This window comes from Mucilaginibacter gossypii, from assembly GCF_900100945.1.
Classification (GTDB): domain Bacteria; phylum Bacteroidota; class Bacteroidia; order Sphingobacteriales; family Sphingobacteriaceae; genus Mucilaginibacter; species Mucilaginibacter gossypii.
Map to the genome: position 1 here is coordinate 1 of NZ_FNCG01000027.1, position 17168 is coordinate 17168.

Genomic DNA, 17168 nt, shown 5'->3' on the forward strand with positions numbered 1-17168 from the left:
AAGTGATACCAGATCACTGGTGAAAGTCTCAAACGAACGAACCGGCTGGCCTTCAAGACCCACAAATACCTTGCGGGCTCCAATATCTATACCTGCCGCATGAAAATGCATCTTTTCCATACTTATAACGCTTTTTAAACCGTGCCCGAAGGAGTTTAAAGAAAAGACAGGCTACCCATCGGACAAATCACCCACACAAGGGATCGTACCATACCTTCAGACTCTTGCTTCGGAACCATACTCAGCAACAGGCAATAAGCACTATAACTCGGTCGGCCACACTGCACGGTTCAGCAAATCTATGTCATTTCACCTTCAGAGGCCACGGATTTAAACACTCAGAATGACAGACTTTTTTTAACATGTCGTGGGTAACTTGTTTCAGCACCCCCACAAGAAAGGTAGGCGCTTTGATTAGCACGCGGCTATGCAAATGAGGTGTTGAAACAAGTTCAACATGACAGCAATTTTATCCTCCATAGGATAAACGAAGTATATTATAAAATCATGCTAAGTTGCCTTTATACATCTTCTAAAAATTTTCAATTTCTAAATATTATTCATTAATCTTGAACGGTATTCTGAACCAGGTAAATCCTGTGCGCTGTTCCAATTATCGGCGCTTTATTATATATACGTTTTATGAACAAAACTAAAGTAGCCATACTGGGTGCCGGTTTTATTACCGATATCCACATGGAATCATACCATCGTTTTATCCCCGAAGCCGACGTGGTGGCCTGCTATGCCCGCAAGCCCGAAAAAGCCAAAGCCTTTGCCGAAAAATATCACATAACCCAATGGTTTGATGATATTGATAAACTGCTTGCCGAATCGGGCTGTGAGGTGGTAGACATCTGCCTGCCTAATTACCTGCATGCCGAAGCTACCATCAAAGCCGCGAAAGCAGGCAAACATGTTATCATCGAAAAGCCGCTGGCTGTAACCATTGAAGAAGCTGATGAAATGATAGCCGTATGCAAGGCCAACAATGTAAAACTAATGTATGCCGAAGAGCTTTGCTTCGCGCCAAAATATGAGCGGGCAAGGCATTTGGTAAAGGAAGGAGCTATTGGCGACATCTATATGCTAAAACAAGGCGAAAAACATTCGGGGCCGCATTCGGACTGGTTTTATGATATCAACTTTTCAGGAGGCGGTGTAATTATGGATATGGGTTGCCATGCATTGGGCTGGTTTAGGTGGATGCTGGACAATGCTAAACCTAAAAGTGTTTATGCCAGTATGAGCACGGTGCTACATAAAGGGCGTACCAAAGGCGAAGATAATTCGGTTATTATTATTGAGTTTGAAAACGGGGTAACCGCTGTTGCCGAAAACAGCTGGGCCAAACATGGCGGCATGGATGATCGTTGCGAAATTCACGGACTTGGCGGCGTTATTTACGCCGATTTGTTTATGGGCAATGCCGCAGTAACCTATAGCCGTGATGGATACGGCTACGCCATGGAAAAATCAGATACCACACAAGGCTGGAGCTTCACCATTTTTGAAGAAGCTTTTAACCAGGGTTATCCGCATGAGCTCAAACATTTTATTGATTGTGTACAGAACAACAAAACCCCGCTTGTAACCGGGGAAGACGGCAGAGCTGTGCTCGAACTTATCTACGCAGCTTATGCCTCGGCAGGTGCCGGCAAAAAAATTGAGCTGCCATTTTCGGCAAAGATTGATAAACCTGTAAATCTTTGGCTCGATAATAAATAACAAATGAAACTACATACATATCCTGATTATAATACCATGTCGAAAGCAGTGGCCGACCTGGTAGTTACCCTGATTAACCAAAAGCCCGATTCACTGATCTGTTTCCCTTCAGGCGATTCGCCAACCGGTATGTTCAGTTACCTGGTTCAGTATGCAAATAACGGACAGGTCGATTTTAGCCAAACCAACTTTGTGGGACTGGATGAATGGGTTGGCCTCGACCGTACTAATGATGGCAGCTGCACTTATTTCCTCGAAAAGCACTTTTTTACGCCGCTTAATATTTCGCCCGGAAAAGTAAAGTTCTTTAACGCTGTTGCTGATGACCTGGATGCCGAATGCCAGGCCATGAATAAACATATTGATAACCATGGCGGATTGGATATGATGGTGGTTGGAGTAGGGCTTAATGGTCATATCGGCCTTAATGAACCCGGCTCCGATTTTCATTCTTATGCGCATCATTCGCCTTTAGCAGCTATTACTGTAGAAGTTGCTCAAAAATACTTTACTACTGATACAGTTTTAACCGAGGGCATTACCCTTGGCTTACGGCATTTAGCCGAAGCTGCTGTACCGGTGCTGATAGCCAGCGGAAGTAAAAAAGCACCAATTATTGCTGAGGCATTGCAAGGCTGTGTTACCAACGATGTACCGGCATCAATATTTAAAACGCTGCAAAATGCGCAGATATTTATAGATGATGCCGCGGCCGCACAACTGGAAGCTTAAAGCTAAAGACTGAAAGCCGAAGGCAAAAATTTAAAGCTTTCAGCTTTCGGCCTTCTACTTTCAGCTTTATAAAACCTATTGACAATTAAACAGTTTATTAATCATAACCAATTGTAACTATGCCTCAAGAACCCCAAAATGCTAAAGATCAGTTAACCTATGATGCTATAGTGATAGGCTCGGGTATTAGCGGAGGATGGGCAGCGAAGGAGCTTTGCGAACAGGGTTTAAAAACCTTGGTGCTTGAACGGGGCAGGGATGTGCAACATATCAAGGATTATCCAACAGCAACTATGGATCCCTGGGAGTTCAAGCACCGCGGCGAAATGACGAAGGATTTTTTGAAAGAAAACCCACTGATCAGCAGGGCTGCCGGTTATGGTGAGGACGATGCCCACTTCTTCGTAAAAGATAAAGATCATCCTTACATACAGGAAAAACCGTTCGACTGGATCCGAGGTTACCAGGTTGGTGGTAAGTCGCTTACCTGGGGCAGGGCTTGCCAGCGATGGAGCAAGTTTGAGTTTGAAAACCCAGCCCGTTTTGGTTACGGCATTGAATGGCCTATTAGTTACGATGATGTAGCGCCATGGTACTCACATGTAGAAAAATTCATAGGCGTTTGCGGTAATAAAGACGGCATTGAAGCCATGCCCGATGGCGAGTTTTTGCCTCCTTTTGATATGAACGCAGTGCAGGAACATATCAGCAAAAAGATAAAAGAAAACTATCCCGACAGGCACCTGGTACATGCCCGCTGGGCGCATATTACTGAGCCGAAGCAGATCCACATAGATCAGGGGCGCGTTAAATGTATGGCACGGAACCTGTGTATGCGCGGCTGCCCCTTCGGTGGTTATTTTAGTTCGGTAAGTTCAACGCTGCCCTGGGCCAAAAAAACGGGTAACCTCACTATACGTCCCTTTTCGGTGGTGCATTCAATTATTTATGACGAAAAGCTTGGCAAAGCTACCGGGGTAAAAGTTATCGATACCAATACTAAAGCTGAGTTCGTGTATAAGGCCCGGATCATTTTTATGAATGCTTCGGCATTGAATACTAACCTCATCCTGCTCAATTCAAAATCAGAAAGGTTCCCGAACGGGCTTGGCAATGATAATGGCCTGCTGGGTAAATACATCGCTTTTCAAAATTACCGGGCATCGGTAACGGCAGATATGGATGGCTTTTTAAACCGCTATTACTTCGGCCGAAACCCAACCGAGCTAATCCTCGCCAATTATCGTAACCTGCACAAACAGGAAACCGATTATAAAGGTGGCTTCACTACGTTTATGGGCGCATATCGTAACCGGGGACCAAAAGAAACTGCCGAAGGCGAGGTAGGAGGAGCTTACAAAGATTCGCTTACAGAACCGGGCGGATGGAGTGCTTACATGTACCTACAGGGCGAAACCATACCCAAGGAAAGGAATCATGTGCGTTTAAGTAAAGAGCAGAAAGATCAATGGGGCATCCCGCTGCTGATCACCTCGGTTGAGTATGATGATAATGATGAGCGCATGATCCAGGACTTTTTAACCCAAACCGCCGATATGTTTGAGAAAGCCGGCTGTACCAATATTCAAAAGCACGAAAACAAACAGGCGCCGGGCCTCGATATCCATGAAATGGGAGGGGTGCGCATGGGGAAAGATCCAAAGACATCGCTGCTTAACCAATGGAACCAACTCCACTTGTGCAAAAACGTGTTTGTGACCGATGGCGCTTGTATGGCGACTACCGGAAACCAAAGTCCTTCAATTTTGTATATGGCTTTAACTGCCCGTGCTGCTACTTATGCGGTGGGCGAATTTAAAAAGGGAAATCTTTAAAACTTACTAATTAAACATAACACCAATGAACAAGGTATTTTTAATAGCGTTAACAGCCATCGTCATAAGCGGCTGCCATTCATCCACCCCAAAAAACTATAATAATGACAGCACCGTTGTTGCCAATACCAACAAAAAAACGGCGGTCACAACTACTGGATTTGAGCCATTATTTGATGGTAAAACTACCGACGGCTGGCATGCATACGGTAAACCGGCACCGGGTTTGTCCTGGAAAGCAGAAGATGGCGTACTGCATCTTGACGCATCGCAAAAAGGCGACTGGCAAAGCAAAAACGGCGGCGACATGGTTAGCAATGGTGAATATGAAAATTTTGACCTGAAGCTGGAGTGGAAAATTTCCAAAGGCGGTAACAGCGGGATCCTGTTTCATGTTAAGGAAGATACTACTAAATACAAATACAGCTACTTTACCGGCCCCGAATGCCAGGTTGTTGATAACAAGGAGAACGAAGACGGCAAACTCATCAAACACCGTGCAGGTGATCTGTATGACCTGATCTCGATATCAAAAGAAGTAGTTAAACCTGCCGGCGAGTGGAACCAGGTAGAGATTGTTTGCAACAACAGCAAGCTTGATTTTACCATTAACGGAGAGCATGTATTGTCAACCACCCTGTGGGACGATAACTGGAAAAAACTGGTAGCAGGCAGCAAATTCAAGGAATGGCCAGACTTCGGTACGTTTAAAACCGGCCACATCGTGCTGCAGGATCATGGTGCGGATGTGTGGTACAGGAATATTGAGATTAAGAAGTTATAAGGCTTGTTCATAACGAATCGTCATTGTTGTGAGGTAGAAAATTTGACGTGTGAAGACTTACGAAGTTTCAAAAACTTCGTAAGTCTGGATTCTACACCGTGACGATATATTTTATCTTCCTGTCCCTTGTTTCCTGGCGTCTTGCGTCTTTCCTCACCTGAGCACCGGAATATTAATATAACTATCATTAAACCATTTTATTTGCAGCGGCACTTTAGCATCACTGATAGTTTCATCGCTTACATTTTTGCCCGTTCCATAGTTGACCTGCTCAAAAGGGCTTTTGTTGATATTGAGCAGGATCACAATACGGCTGCTTCTGCTAAATTGCTTGCTGGTGATATAGCTGTTAGTAAAGGGAATGTTTTCCATTTGTCCCGGTTTTAATAAATGTCTTTCCTCCGGGTTGCCGGCATAACTCGCCCTCCCCATAAAGTAGGTGAGGTAAAAGTATTTCCCGTCGGGCATTTCTTCAAACATCACCACGTGGTAGTCCATATCTTTTTTATTGATGATGGTTTTTAAAACGCCCGAAAAAGCTCCGCTTATAGTTAAAGGCTTTTCGAGCGGATCACTTTTAAAAACAAGGCTGCTGCCGGTATTCAGCGTGTCGTAAATAAGCTGATTTAAAAAATAATAACTGCTGATACTATCCCGGTTGGCAAAATCTACACGTTGTGAGGTGAAGTGCTTCTTCAATGGCTTAACAGGGTTTAACCGGGAGTTATCCAGGTAAAATTTCAGGGTATCGTTACTCATTTGCTTTAATGAAGGCACATGTTTCCACTCGTTGCTGCCCATAACTTCAAAGTTGAATTTATCCTTCAGAAAAGCAGGTTTGGGTTTGTTTTTGAAGATATAATCAAACCATTGATAAATAATTTCGTGGATGTTGATCCGCGCTGCATCATCAATTTTGTAACCGTTGAAAACGGAATCAGGATGCCCCTGTGAGCCGAAATGTCCGTATGGCCCGATAATTACATAATGATTAGGATTGGCATTATATTTCAGATGTTCGCGATAGTAATACATGCCGCCAATTTGCCCGCCATCGTAATAGCCGGTGGTTGTTAACACGGGTATATTGATATCTGCAAAGTCTTTTTTATAAGGGATCATGTTCTGCCAGTATTGATCATAGGTTGGGTGTGCTACCCAATGCCTGAACATGTTGTTGGCCCCTCTGCCGGTTAGGCTGTCGAGCGTGTGATATGCTAACCCTGCATTATACCATTTCCAGTACAACTGGTTCCATTGCGGACTGTTGTAATCTTTTTCATCCAGGAATTTATTGTTGCTGGTGTAATAAGTCCACGAAAAAACGAAGCTCATTTGCACATTATTGGTCATGGGTACATCAAGCCCTGGTGCTACCGCGGCCGATGGTACAATGGTTTTAAGCGCCGGGTGAAGCTTTTTGGCAGCTGCCCATTGGGTAAAGCCGTTATAACTTCCACCGTACATGCCAACCCGGCCATCACTCCAGGATTGTTTACTGATCCAGTCAATCACATCGTATGCATCGCGGCCATCGGTTTCATAAGCCAGCGGCTCACCGGGACTGCTCCATTTGCCGCGGGTATAGGCAAATACACCAACATAACCTCTGTCTGCAGCTTCCTGAATTTTTAACGAATCTGTTCGTCGGGCATAAATGGTAAACTGGAAAATAGCTGGCAGCTTTTCGGTTACGCCTTTTTTGCGGGCCACCATCACGGTAACAAATACGCCGTCACGTGTTTTTAGCAATACGCTATCCTGAAGGTAAGATCCCGTAGCTTTTTTGCTTTGTGCCGATGCCATGCTGCCAAAAACAAAGCATAGCAATAGCAGGGAGAATAATTTTCTCATCATTTTTTATTGTTTATATATGTGTTGGTTGATTTACTTACTTGCTATCCATTGCCTGAATTTGCCAGACTGTCGTTCGGAAATCTCCAGTTGAGCACCGGTACTAAGCGTTATTTTTAAACGGCCATCCACCGTTGTTATGGTTTGGATGTATTGCCTATTAACAATTTGCGCACGATTGATCCTGAAAAAGATATTGCTGGTCAATTTATCCTCCAACTGGTTAAGAGAGCTTTTCAGGAACACCGTTTTATCGCCCAAAAAGATCCTTGCATAATTATCCATCGATTCAATAAGGTGTACAGAGCTCCACTGAATGAAATGATATTGCTGACGGTCTTTCACAAAGATCTGTCCGGCAGGGTCTGTTTTACCCAGGCGCTGCCTTGACTGCGCTATGGCTTTCTCAAATCTTTCTTCGCGGATAGGTTTTACAAGGTAATCAAGCGCACTTACTTCGAAAGCTTTAACCGCATATTGGTCATAAGCCGTTGTAAATATCACCGGTGGTACCTGATCTAACGATTCAAGCAAATCAAAGCCTGATTTTTCGGGCATCTGAATGTCTAAGAAAAGGAGGTCGGGGGTTTCCTCGCCTATCATTTTCAGGGCATCGTCGGCATTGGTGGCTTCTCCCATGATTTCAAAATCAGGGTAACCGGCAAGCAGACGCGTTATTTCATTTCTGGCAGCACGTTCATCATCAACAATCAAGGCCCTTATCTTTGTCATAAAACAGGAATTTTAATGGTTGCTGTTACTATATCATTTGTTTCGCTGAGGGTAAAATGGGCAAAGTCTTTGTATTGTAATTCTAAGCGTTCGGTTAGGTTTTTAAGGCCAAGCCCGCTGCTATCGTCCGTCGGATTTAACCGGCCGGGATTACTTACGGATATTATCAAATTGTCATGATCATTAATAAGTTGTACCCGAATGAGCCCACCTTGTTTTTGCTGACTGATGCCATGCTTTATAGCATTTTCAACAAGCGTTTGAATACACAAGCGGGGAATAAGTATACTATGATACTCATCGCCCGCTTCAATGTGATACTGCAACCGCTCTTCAAGCCGGAGTTCTTCCAGTTCGAGATAATCTTTAACAAGTTCCAGCTCTTCTTTTATGGAGATCATTTGTTTGTCGCCGCTGTAAAGGGAGTTCCGCAGTAGGTCGGCCAGCAGGTCGATTGCCCGCCTTGCCGATTTGGGATCATCAATAACTAAAGCTTTGATATTATTTAAAGAGTTGAACAAAAAATGAGGGTTAAGTTGTGCCGAAAGATTGCTAAGCTGTGCATCGCGGGTAGTAACCGCCAGCCGGGCATTTTCTTGGGCTATATTGATTTCGCGTTTTGCGTAGTGGTATAGATGATAAGCCAGTAGCCAGATCGACATCAATCGTACCCCGGCCACAAAAATGCTATCGCGATAGAAATCAAAAAAATCGCCGAACGGTTCCGAAAACCCCGGTTTAAACCAAACCCTGAAAAGGTAAACCTTCGAAGCAGTTACAAACAGGTAAACCAACCCCAATATAAAAACAGCGAGTACCAATCGTGGTAATAATTTGTTTAATCCCAGGTTTTGCCAGCCCAATTTTAAGGCAAGGCAACGATATAAGTGAGTAATGAGGATATAAAGAGCAACATCGGTAGTAAATTGAAGAATGCTTAACCACCAGTTAAAGCCTGGCTGATTGTAGCCCGTATACCCCCAGTAAAGCGCCGCAACCGACCAGCCAATGAGCTGACATTTCCAATAAAGCGATATAGTTACCTGTTGTTTCAATTACTTGTTGCCGAATTGTTTTACCAAAGCAACAAAAACTATTATACAGTTAAAAGATAAAGTACATGAGTGCAGGTATTTAGGGGATGAATGAAGAAAAGATGCAAGGCTTTTAGATGCAAGAGCCAAGAGTGTTATAGCTTATACTCATAGTGATTTATAGACTTTAACGGCGTTACTTCTTAGATGCTTTAAGTTTCTTCTCTCTCTTATTATCGGATACCATTTTTACAATGGTTTTGCCATGGATTAGCTGTTTGGCATCTTTAACTTTTGCCAGTGAATTTTGCCAGGCTTCGTCAACCAGTTTTTTTACTTCCTGTTGTGGAAATGCTTCAATATCATTCACCAGCAAATAGCGGTACTGCTTGCCTTCGCCGATAAGTATTTTTTGCGGATCGGAAAGTTCGGAGCCCCAGTAAAAGCCGAAATGAGTATTGTAATTAACGCCACGGTATATGGCAAACGAGCAAAAGATATGGCTCATTTTTTCGGTAGGAGACCAGCCCACGGCCAAAGCATTATAATTATCATAAATAAGCTCATTGGCCTGCGGGTACAAATCCCATACAAAATCGCGCAGCCATAAGGCTCGTTCCCGCACTTCGGAAGGAAAAGTCCTCATAAAGAAAAGCAGATCGGTAACCTCATCTTTCGGCATATTATAAATGTACAATCTTTTATTTATTGGTAATAATAATTAACTTTATATCACCCAATTATAAACCTAAATATATCCAAATTGAAAATTCTCGGCTCCGCCAAACCGGTATTTATTTATTTGATAAAAGTAATGCGGAGTTTTATCGCCTGCCTCATATTTTTAGCCTGCTTTTTGTTTTTAGGAGTTGAGGGCTATGCCCAAGAAAAAGACCCTGCTTCGCAGTTGCGTGAAATGAAATCGGCACAGGATAGCCTTACCCTCCAAAACCCTGCCGAAAAGATCTATGTTCAACTGGATAAAAGCATTTATACCCCTGGCGATACCCTGTGGTTTAAGGCTTATCTGTTTAACGCGCCTACACTTAACCTGTCGGCCAAAAGCGGTATCATGTATGTGAGCATTGTTACCGATAGCAATGTAATGGTAAAAAAGCAGCGATTGCCTGTTGAGAAAGGGCTTAGCTGGGGCAACATCAGCCTGAAAGATATACCTGCCGGCACTTACACGCTCATTGCCTATACCCAATGGCTTCAAAACTTTAGCCAGGATTGTTTTTTTCGTAAACAATTTACCGTTGCCGATGACACAGGCTGCAATTGGCTGGCTAATTATACCTGCTCAAGTGTGATGGCTGATAACAAGGAGCAGGCACATGTTAAGCTACTGCTGAGTGATATCTATAAAGCCAACGTAGCGGGTAAGCCTGTTCAATTATCGGTATTGAAAGGCCGGAGACAACTATATCGGCAAGCAATTCAAACAGATGAAAAAGGGCTTATAGATATTACTTTTAAGCTACCGGCCAAACCGGGAGATATTCGCATTGTTGCCGGAGATGGTGCAGGTAACCATGTAAATATCCCACTAAACTTTAATCGCCCCCAAGATGCCGATGTTCAGTTTATGCCAGAAGGGGGCGAGCTGATAGCAGGTTTACCGGCACATGTTGGTTTTAAAGCGATAGGTTTGGACGGTAAGGGCATCAATGTTTCAGGCGCAGTTCTGGATCATGAAAAACAGGTTGTTGCTAATTTTGAATCGGAGCATTTAGGCATGGGGAGTTTTAACCTGCCCGTTGTTAATACCGGCGAAAATTATACTGCTAAAGTAACCCTACCGGGTGGCGCAATACGTGAGTTTACCTTGCCCGATGTTAAAAAGGAAGGGATCGGTCTGAATGTGATCAATCCCCCCAATGAAGATTCTGTAAAAGTCCTGCTTTCCGCAACTGATAAAATTGCCCGGTCGGGTGAAAGCTATTTCCTGATTGGTAAAGCCCGCGAAATTATTTGTTATGGTGCAATGGTTGATTTTAAAAACGGGACATCCATTAGCCAAAAAATCAACAAAAAGCTTTTCCCTTCCGGCATCACTCATTTTTTGCTGCTTGATAAAAACAACAAGCCGTTAAATGAGCGGTTGATTTTCATTAACCGGCATGACAACCTGCATTTAAACATTAACGCAGATAAAATGGCTTATAACCTGCGCGATAGTATAGCATTACACATTAGCGCACAGGATGCCCTGGGTAATCCACTCAGGGGCAATTTTTCGATGGCGGTTACCGATGACGCGCAAGTACATCAGGATAGCCTGAGCAACGAGAATATTGTTACCCGCATGCTGCTTACATCCGAATTGAAAGGCTTTGTGGAGCAACCCAACTATTATCTCATCGCCAACAATTCGCAAGCCAAAGAGGCACTTGATAACCTGTTGCTTACACAGGGCTGGGTAAGTTACAACTGGCCCGATGGTAAGGATAACCCTGGTTACGCTGCCGAAACTGAGACAGCAGTTAAGGGCCGTGTAATTAACGTTTTTAACAAACCTGTTAAACAAACTAAAGTGCAGCTGTTTTCAAAATCGCCCGTAGTTGTAACTGATACGCTTACTGATAAGGATGGCAGGTTCGCGTTTCGTAATCTCCCACTTGCAGATACCCCAGCTTATTTTATTAAAACCGCTAAAAATTTTAATGTTGGCATTGTAATGGATGATGCGCCGCCACCAGTGCTGCTGGCATCTGCCGGCCCCACACCAATGCCCTGGTATGTAAGCAATGACACTACTTTGTTCAACAGTTTAAAAAATAACCGGATACGGCAAAACCTGGCCGACAACCTGCCTGCTGACACGAAAGCGTTAAAAGAGGTAAAAATTACAGCAAAGAAAATAGTTAAAGGCTCACAAAATTTGAATGGTGCGGGCAATGCTGATTTGGCCTTTGACGAGGGCGACATGGTGAAAGCGGGTAAAAAGAGCCTGCTGAATTTTTTAGAGCAACATGTTCCAAACCTGAAATGGGGGACTTTAACCAAACAATATAATTTAAGGTTTGCTTTGCAGGATAAGTCAAAGGATGAAATTAGCGCGATATTTCAATTTGTTCCTATACCTCCTACACCTACCATTCCGTGGTATTTGATAGATAACAAACCCATGATGTTGATAGTTGACGGGATTTCCTTTGGAAGCGTAATCAAGGTAATGTCACTTAACGAGCCAAATGGAAATGATATTAAGAGCTATCTTGAATCAAATACTGCTGAAGATGTTAAGGGGATTGAGGTTAATAGTTCGAGCAAGTATAGCTGGGAGTATTTCTGGAGATATATTCTTGAGGATTGGAAGCATTCTTTAAATCCAGCTCAGATAGCTTTTGTTGAGATTACCACACGCAGCGGTAAAGGGCCCGCGATAGGGCATACCCCCGGGGCTTATTTATATAAACCATTAGCATTAAGTGTTCCCTCCCGCTTTTATCGCCCGCGTTATCTACCTGATAATACCAATAAACATACTCCGGATTTGCGTTCAACCATACATTGGGAGCCCAATGTAACAACAGGCGCCGATGGCAAAGCAACCATATCATTTTATACCGCTGATAAGCCATCAACTTACACCTATATTTTAGAAGGTACTAATATGGATGGCAGTGTTGGCTATACTTATGGTAAAATTAAGGTAACAGGCAATACCAATCCATGAAAGCTCTGGCTTAAGCTTCATCAATATCCGGCCCCTTGATCTTGTTACGATCAACGCCACCTTCAAGTGATAACAAAAACGCAGGAAGCAACGTAAGGTTGCTGATCATAGCCACCAGCAGGGTTATAGATAATAATACGCCAAGGGCAACGGTGCCACCAAAATTTGATATCGCGAAAATACCGAACCCAAAAAACAGCACCGTAGCAATGAAGATCATGCTGACCCCGGTTTCGCGAATGGTATCTGAGACTATTTGCGAGATGCTCTTTTTGCTGTGGCGTAATTCATGACGGTAACGGGTAATGAAGTAAATGGTCTGGTCGGACGAGATACCCATGGCAATACTGAAAATCAATATAGTTGACGGTTTAAGCGGGATGCCAAAAAAGCCCATAATACCTGCCGTAATAATAAGAGGAATAAGGTTTGGCACCAGTGATATGGCAATCATTCTTATACCCCGGAAAAGGATCCACATTACGCCCGCGATAAGTACAATAGCCCAGGCCAGGCTTTCATATAGGTTTTTCAACAGGTAGTTGGTGCCCTTTATAAATATGATACTCGACCCAGTCAGCTCAACATGAAACTTCTTCGGGTTAAAGATCGAATCGATGCGTGGTTGCAATTCGGCCAGTACGGTATTCATTTTTTTTGAACCGGCATCAACCATTTCAAAGGTAACACGGGTAACGCGGTGAGTACTGTCCAGATAGGTTTTTAGCAAACCGCTTGTACCTTTGCCTGAGTTGCCGGCATAGTTAAGGATAAAATTTTGTTCCAATCCATCGGGCAGGCGGTAATATTCAGGACTGCCGCCGTAAAATGCCTGTGTGCTGAATTTCAACACCTGGATCAATGATACCGAGCGACTAAATTCAGGGTAGGAGGAAATCAGTTTTTCCAGTTTCTCTACCTTGCGGATAGTAGCTAAATTCATTACCCCGTTTTTGCGTTTAGTATCGATACTAACCTCTAAAGGAAGCACCCCGTTAAAATTCGATTCGAAAAATTTAAGATCGTGCAAGGTATTATTGCTTTGGGGCAGGTCGTCAACCACATATCCATTGATATTAATCCTGACCATACCAACAATGGCGATGATAACCAATAGGGCGGTGGTTAAATAAATAGTTTTACGTTTGGTATGCACCAGCTTATCTAAAGTGGCCAACAGGCCGTCCATCAGCTTGCTGTCTTTAATCCCCGTTTGGCTTGCCCTGGGTGCAGGCAGAAAGCTGAAGATAATAGGCACTAAAATAAGGCTTAAGGCAAAAGTTCCCATGATACCAATTGAGGCTATTAAACCAAATTGGGTAAGCAATTCGCTATTGGTAAAGCATAACACACCAAAGCCAATAGCCGTAGTTACGTTGGCTATAAAGGTGGTGATACCTGCTCGCTCAACGGCAACCTCCAAAGCAGCCATTTTATTGCCGCTGATGCCGTATTCGTGAAAATACTTATTGAGGATAAATACACAGTTGGGGATCCCGATAACCACAATAAGCGGCGGGATGATACCGGTTAAAAGTGTCATCTCATAATGCATCATTTGCAATACGCCGAGGCTGAATATTACACCCAATATCACGATCAGCACCGGGAAAATAACCGGGAATACCGAACGGAAAAACAGTAACAGGATCAGCGCGGTAATAACTACCGAAAGGCTCAGGAACAACGAAAACTCATGGGCTACCAAATCGCCTACTACGGTGCGGATAAGCGGTAAACCCGAATAGTGTACTTTGATATTATGCTTGTTTTCAAATGCCTGCCCAAGCTGATTTATCTTTTTAATAATGGGCACGCGGAATGGCGTATTAATGATCTTATCATCAAAAGTGATGGCCATCAGGGTGCTCTGGCCATCGTTACTTACAATCAGCCCCTTATAAAATGGCATGGAAGCAAGTTGTTGTTTTACACTATCAACAGCCGCGGCGGTTTGCAGCAGACCGGAAACCAAAGGCTTCAATACAAATTTATGCTGCAGGGTGTCCTTTTGCAGGTTGTAGATATTAGCCGCCGAGATCACAGCTTTGATCCCTTTTATTTTCTTTAACTGTTCGCCAATCTGGTACCAGTCGTTAAAAACATCTTTATCAAAAATATTGGGCGATTTAATGCCAATAACCATTGATGAAGCGTCCTGCCCGAAGGTTTTCTTAAACTCGGCGTAGCGGATAAACGCCGAATCAGTAACCGGAAGCACTTTGCCGCCATTGAAGGTGATTTTTACCTTCGACGCTTCATAGCCCATAAAGGCACTCAGCGCTAAAACGCAAATAAAAATTATCAGCCTGTTTTTAAGAATTGCAGAAGCTATATGTTTCCAGAACATTATTAACAATATATAAGAGAGAGGCGCAAAACTACAAAAAATGCGTTATCTGCCTATTAATGATAGTGATAATGTGACAATGAGTTAACGGGTAACGGGTTATATGCCATTAGTTGATTTATTTGCTGCGTTTAGTGTTCAACTTTTTTAGGGCTGAACACTTGTTGTTGTTTTATAAAATATTGACCTTGATAATCAGCGAGTTATGTTTTGTTGGATTGGCTGTTTTTAGATATTTGAACAACTTTGTGTTGATAATCAGGGGTTTGTGTTTTGGTAAAAGAAAAAGTTGAACACCGGTTTTTTTAAAAGTTGAACACTTGTATTATGCCCTTTGCTATTGGTGCTATTACCTATGGCAGGAGCGCTGTAAATGCGCTATCGGCTTTTGCACCTAAACTTTGTATTTTTGAGCATGAAAAGGTTGATACGCAGTTTTGGTTTTGCGTTTAAGGGTTTGGGGTATGCTGCTAAAACCCAGCCTAATTTCAGGTTTCATTTGGTGGCCGGAACGATTGCAGTAATCCTGGGCTTACTTTTTCAGATCTCAACTGCCGAGTGGCTTTGGCTTACGGCCTGCATTGCAGTAGTGCTTATTACCGAATTACTCAATACTTCGCTCGAAACACTGACCGACCTGGTTTCGCCTACTTATAACGAAAAAGCGGGGCATGTAAAAGATATAGCTGCCGGCGCTGTTGTTGTGGCTGCATTGTTCGCGCTGATAACCGGGATAGTTATTTTTTTACCGAAGATCATTTTATTGATAAGGCATGCTGCATAAAACCCGGGGTATCATATTCAGGGCTACCGATTACGGTGAAAGCAGTGTGATCGTACAGATCTTTACCGAGAAATTTGGGCTGCAATCGTATATCATCAACGGAGCTAAAAAGCCCAAGGCAAAAATAAGTCGAAACATGCTGCAACCCCTGCATTTGCTCGACCTGGTGGTTTATCACAAAAATACAGGCAGCGTGCAGCGCATTTCCGAATTAAAGAATGCGCCGGTACTGCTCAGTATCCCTTACGATGTGATTAAGAGCTGTATAGCCATATTTTTGAACGAAGTGTTGTACAAAGCGATAAAACAGCAATCGCCGGATGAGAACCTGTTCGACTTTATTTTCAGCGCTATTGAATGGCTCGATCATCAAACAGAAAGTGTTGCCAACTTTCACCTGGTATTTTTAACCCGCCTAACCCGTTACCTCGGTTTTTACCCCGACCGCTATATGGCCGGTAATGCCGATTACTTCGATATCAAAAACGGGCAATTCACCCGTTTTAAACCCGATAGTGTTTCATACCTGTCGCCCCCGTATACCGATAATTTTCGATTAGTGCTGCAAACCGGTTTTGAAGACATGCACCTGCTTAAACTAAACAATGATGAACGCCGCTACCTGGTAAATAAACTGCTTGAATATTACGCCATGCATATTGAAGGCTTCGGCAATATCAAATCGGCCGATGTGCTGGAAGAGGTGTTGGCGTAGGATTATTGTTCTATTTATTGAATGGTATCGATGTTCTTTTACTTTGACAAATCGCATTTACTGAATTTCTTGCCTGAATGAGAATCAAGCTACTCTTTGCCCAATGGTTACGGGCAACTCTACACAATATTCCCAAAAAGGATTTAGACTTTCTTTACCTTCCCAATACTGATGGGCTAAATAGGGGCTTGTTATGTTTTGAGTTCCAAAGAAAAGCCAGTTCATATCCAGTTTTCTAAAAAAGTTGGTTTCGAGTTCAAATATTGGGCTGTCTTCACTCTTAAATTGCGTTCTCAACTTCAGCGCGTCTTGTATGGAGCCGCAAGCAAACAATGATTGAAACCTTGACGTAAACGAGCTGAAATAGGCCTGTCGAACGTGTTCAACATTAGCTTCTGTGATAATATGAATATGGTGTGTGAAATTTGGATAGGTTCCAAAGGTATGACGTTGATTAAGATAATACCATCCATGATTAGACATTCCTTCAGGGTAAAGTCTTTGAATATGTTTTTTCAATGATTCTTCATCTAAAAGATTTTCTACTCCCCATAATTTGATATTATGCGGGTCTTCTTTTGTTAGTGAGATTGTTAAACCCTCGTTTAGCGTTTGCGCTCGATCAACAGTAAAAAGTTTCATAAACAAATCAATTCGGTCAATTTCAAAGGTAAATAATGGTGTTATGAATTAAAAGCCATATTCATTATCTATCATGATTTGATTGTATACGCTTAATGCAATAATGTCATATTTCTTTGCTTTTATTTTCAACTTCATCGTCTCAACTCCTCCTTTCCATCCGTATTCTTCATCTATTCATCGATAAAACTTGCTATTGTAAAACTTAATTTTTACTATTGTGTAATAATGACACAAAGAGTATATTTTTCTTGCTGTTATTATCGCCAATTAGCCCCTTTAACCTATTTAATTTT

13 protein-coding genes are annotated in these 17168 nt (G+C 42.8%); 7 read left to right on the forward strand and 6 right to left on the reverse strand.

Going from position 1 to position 17168, the window contains the following annotated elements; all coding sequences use genetic code 11:
• The first annotated feature begins 642 nt into the window (after window positions 1-642).
• From BLS28_RS28680 to BLS28_RS28695, 4 genes are all read left to right on the forward strand, one after another.
• On the forward strand, window positions 643-1728 hold the full coding sequence (locus tag BLS28_RS28680) for a Gfo/Idh/MocA family protein (RefSeq protein WP_091175872.1): 1086 nt from the start codon (window positions 643-645) through the stop codon (window positions 1726-1728).
• Window positions 1729-1731: 3 nt separating this feature from the next.
• Window positions 1732-2460: a glucosamine-6-phosphate deaminase gene (locus BLS28_RS28685; RefSeq protein WP_091175874.1), complete on the forward strand. Its 729-nt coding sequence runs from the start codon at window positions 1732-1734 to the stop codon at window positions 2458-2460.
• Window positions 2461-2579: 119 nt separating this feature from the next.
• The gene (locus tag BLS28_RS28690) at window positions 2580-4295 is read left to right on the forward strand and encodes a GMC oxidoreductase (RefSeq protein WP_091175877.1); all 1716 of its coding nucleotides are present in this window, start codon (window positions 2580-2582) and stop codon (window positions 4293-4295) included.
• Between the two features lie 25 nt (window positions 4296-4320).
• Entirely contained in the window at window positions 4321-5079 is a 759-nt protein-coding gene (locus tag BLS28_RS28695; protein WP_091175879.1) for a 3-keto-disaccharide hydrolase, read from the forward strand.
• Window positions 5080-5232: 153 nt separating this feature from the next.
• Here BLS28_RS28695 and BLS28_RS28700 read toward each other — a convergent pair whose 3' ends face one another.
• The 4 genes from BLS28_RS28700 to BLS28_RS28715 form a co-directional block, all read right to left on the reverse strand.
• Window positions 5233-6936, reverse strand: coding sequence for a CocE/NonD family hydrolase (locus BLS28_RS28700; RefSeq protein ID WP_218134522.1), 1704 nt, complete (start codon window positions 6934-6936; stop codon window positions 5233-5235).
• A gap of 30 nt (window positions 6937-6966) precedes the next feature.
• Window positions 6967-7665, reverse strand: coding sequence for a LytR/AlgR family response regulator transcription factor (locus BLS28_RS28705; protein ID WP_091175883.1), 699 nt, complete (start codon window positions 7663-7665; stop codon window positions 6967-6969).
• Window positions 7662-8720 carry a sensor histidine kinase gene (locus tag BLS28_RS28710; protein ID WP_091175885.1) on the reverse strand — a complete coding sequence of 353 codons (1059 nt, stop codon included), beginning with the start codon at window positions 8718-8720 and terminating at the stop codon, window positions 7662-7664. The genes BLS28_RS28705 and BLS28_RS28710 overlap by 4 nt, the downstream gene beginning before the upstream one ends.
• A gap of 175 nt (window positions 8721-8895) precedes the next feature.
• The gene (locus tag BLS28_RS28715) at window positions 8896-9381 is read right to left on the reverse strand and encodes a hypothetical protein (RefSeq protein ID WP_091175887.1); all 486 of its coding nucleotides are present in this window, start codon (window positions 9379-9381) and stop codon (window positions 8896-8898) included.
• Between the two features lie 132 nt (window positions 9382-9513).
• On the opposite strand from BLS28_RS28715, the gene BLS28_RS28720 reads away from it, so the two are divergent.
• On the forward strand, window positions 9514-12381 hold the full coding sequence (locus BLS28_RS28720) for a hypothetical protein (RefSeq protein ID WP_143020903.1): 2868 nt from the start codon (window positions 9514-9516) through the stop codon (window positions 12379-12381).
• A gap of 10 nt (window positions 12382-12391) precedes the next feature.
• On the opposite strand, the gene BLS28_RS28725 is transcribed toward BLS28_RS28720, so the two are convergent.
• The gene (locus BLS28_RS28725; protein WP_091175892.1) at window positions 12392-14731 is read right to left on the reverse strand and encodes an efflux RND transporter permease subunit; all 2340 of its coding nucleotides are present in this window, start codon (window positions 14729-14731) and stop codon (window positions 12392-12394) included.
• A 415-nt stretch (window positions 14732-15146) separates the two neighbouring features.
• On the opposite strand from BLS28_RS28725, the gene BLS28_RS28730 reads away from it, so the two are divergent.
• Together BLS28_RS28730 and recO are read left to right on the forward strand one after the other, a co-directional pair.
• Window positions 15147-15515, forward strand: coding sequence for a diacylglycerol kinase family protein (locus tag BLS28_RS28730; protein ID WP_091175957.1), 369 nt, complete (start codon window positions 15147-15149; stop codon window positions 15513-15515).
• Window positions 15505-16230, forward strand: coding sequence for a DNA repair protein RecO (gene recO / locus BLS28_RS28735; protein WP_091175895.1), 726 nt, complete (start codon window positions 15505-15507; stop codon window positions 16228-16230). Before BLS28_RS28730 ends, recO begins: the two co-directional genes overlap by 11 nt.
• An 84-nt stretch (window positions 16231-16314) precedes the next feature.
• Here the strand turns inward: recO and BLS28_RS28740 are convergent, their stop codons facing one another.
• Entirely contained in the window at window positions 16315-16872 is a 558-nt protein-coding gene (locus BLS28_RS28740; RefSeq protein WP_091175897.1) for a DUF2441 domain-containing protein, read from the reverse strand.
• Between the last annotated feature and the right edge of the window lie 296 nt (window positions 16873-17168).

What these genes read in the sequence shown, in the direction of transcription:
- BLS28_RS28680 (WP_091175872.1), top strand. Translation starts at nt 643, where the DNA reads ATGAACAAAACTAAAGTAGCCATACTGGGTGCCGGTTTTATTACCGAT.
- BLS28_RS28685 (WP_091175874.1), top strand. Translation starts at nt 1,732, where the DNA reads ATGAAACTACATACATATCCTGATTATAATACCATGTCGAAAGCAGTG.
- BLS28_RS28690 (WP_091175877.1), top strand. Translation starts at nt 2,580, where the DNA reads ATGCCTCAAGAACCCCAAAATGCTAAAGATCAGTTAACCTATGATGCT.
- BLS28_RS28695 (WP_091175879.1), top strand. Translation starts at nt 4,321, where the DNA reads ATGAACAAGGTATTTTTAATAGCGTTAACAGCCATCGTCATAAGCGGC.
- BLS28_RS28700 (WP_218134522.1), bottom strand. Translation starts at nt 6,936, where the DNA reads ATGATGAGAAAATTATTCTCCCTGCTATTGCTATGCTTTGTTTTTGGC.
- BLS28_RS28705 (WP_091175883.1), bottom strand. Translation starts at nt 7,665, where the DNA reads ATGACAAAGATAAGGGCCTTGATTGTTGATGATGAACGTGCTGCCAGA.
- BLS28_RS28715 (WP_091175887.1), bottom strand. Translation starts at nt 9,381, where the DNA reads ATGCCGAAAGATGAGGTTACCGATCTGCTTTTCTTTATGAGGACTTTT.
- BLS28_RS28720 (WP_143020903.1), top strand. Translation starts at nt 9,514, where the DNA reads ATGCGGAGTTTTATCGCCTGCCTCATATTTTTAGCCTGCTTTTTGTTT.
- BLS28_RS28725 (WP_091175892.1), bottom strand. Translation starts at nt 14,731, where the DNA reads ATGTTCTGGAAACATATAGCTTCTGCAATTCTTAAAAACAGGCTGATA.
- BLS28_RS28730 (WP_091175957.1), top strand. Translation starts at nt 15,147, where the DNA reads ATGAAAAGGTTGATACGCAGTTTTGGTTTTGCGTTTAAGGGTTTGGGG.
- recO (WP_091175895.1), top strand. Translation starts at nt 15,505, where the DNA reads ATGCTGCATAAAACCCGGGGTATCATATTCAGGGCTACCGATTACGGT.
- BLS28_RS28740 (WP_091175897.1), bottom strand. Translation starts at nt 16,872, where the DNA reads ATGAAACTTTTTACTGTTGATCGAGCGCAAACGCTAAACGAGGGTTTA.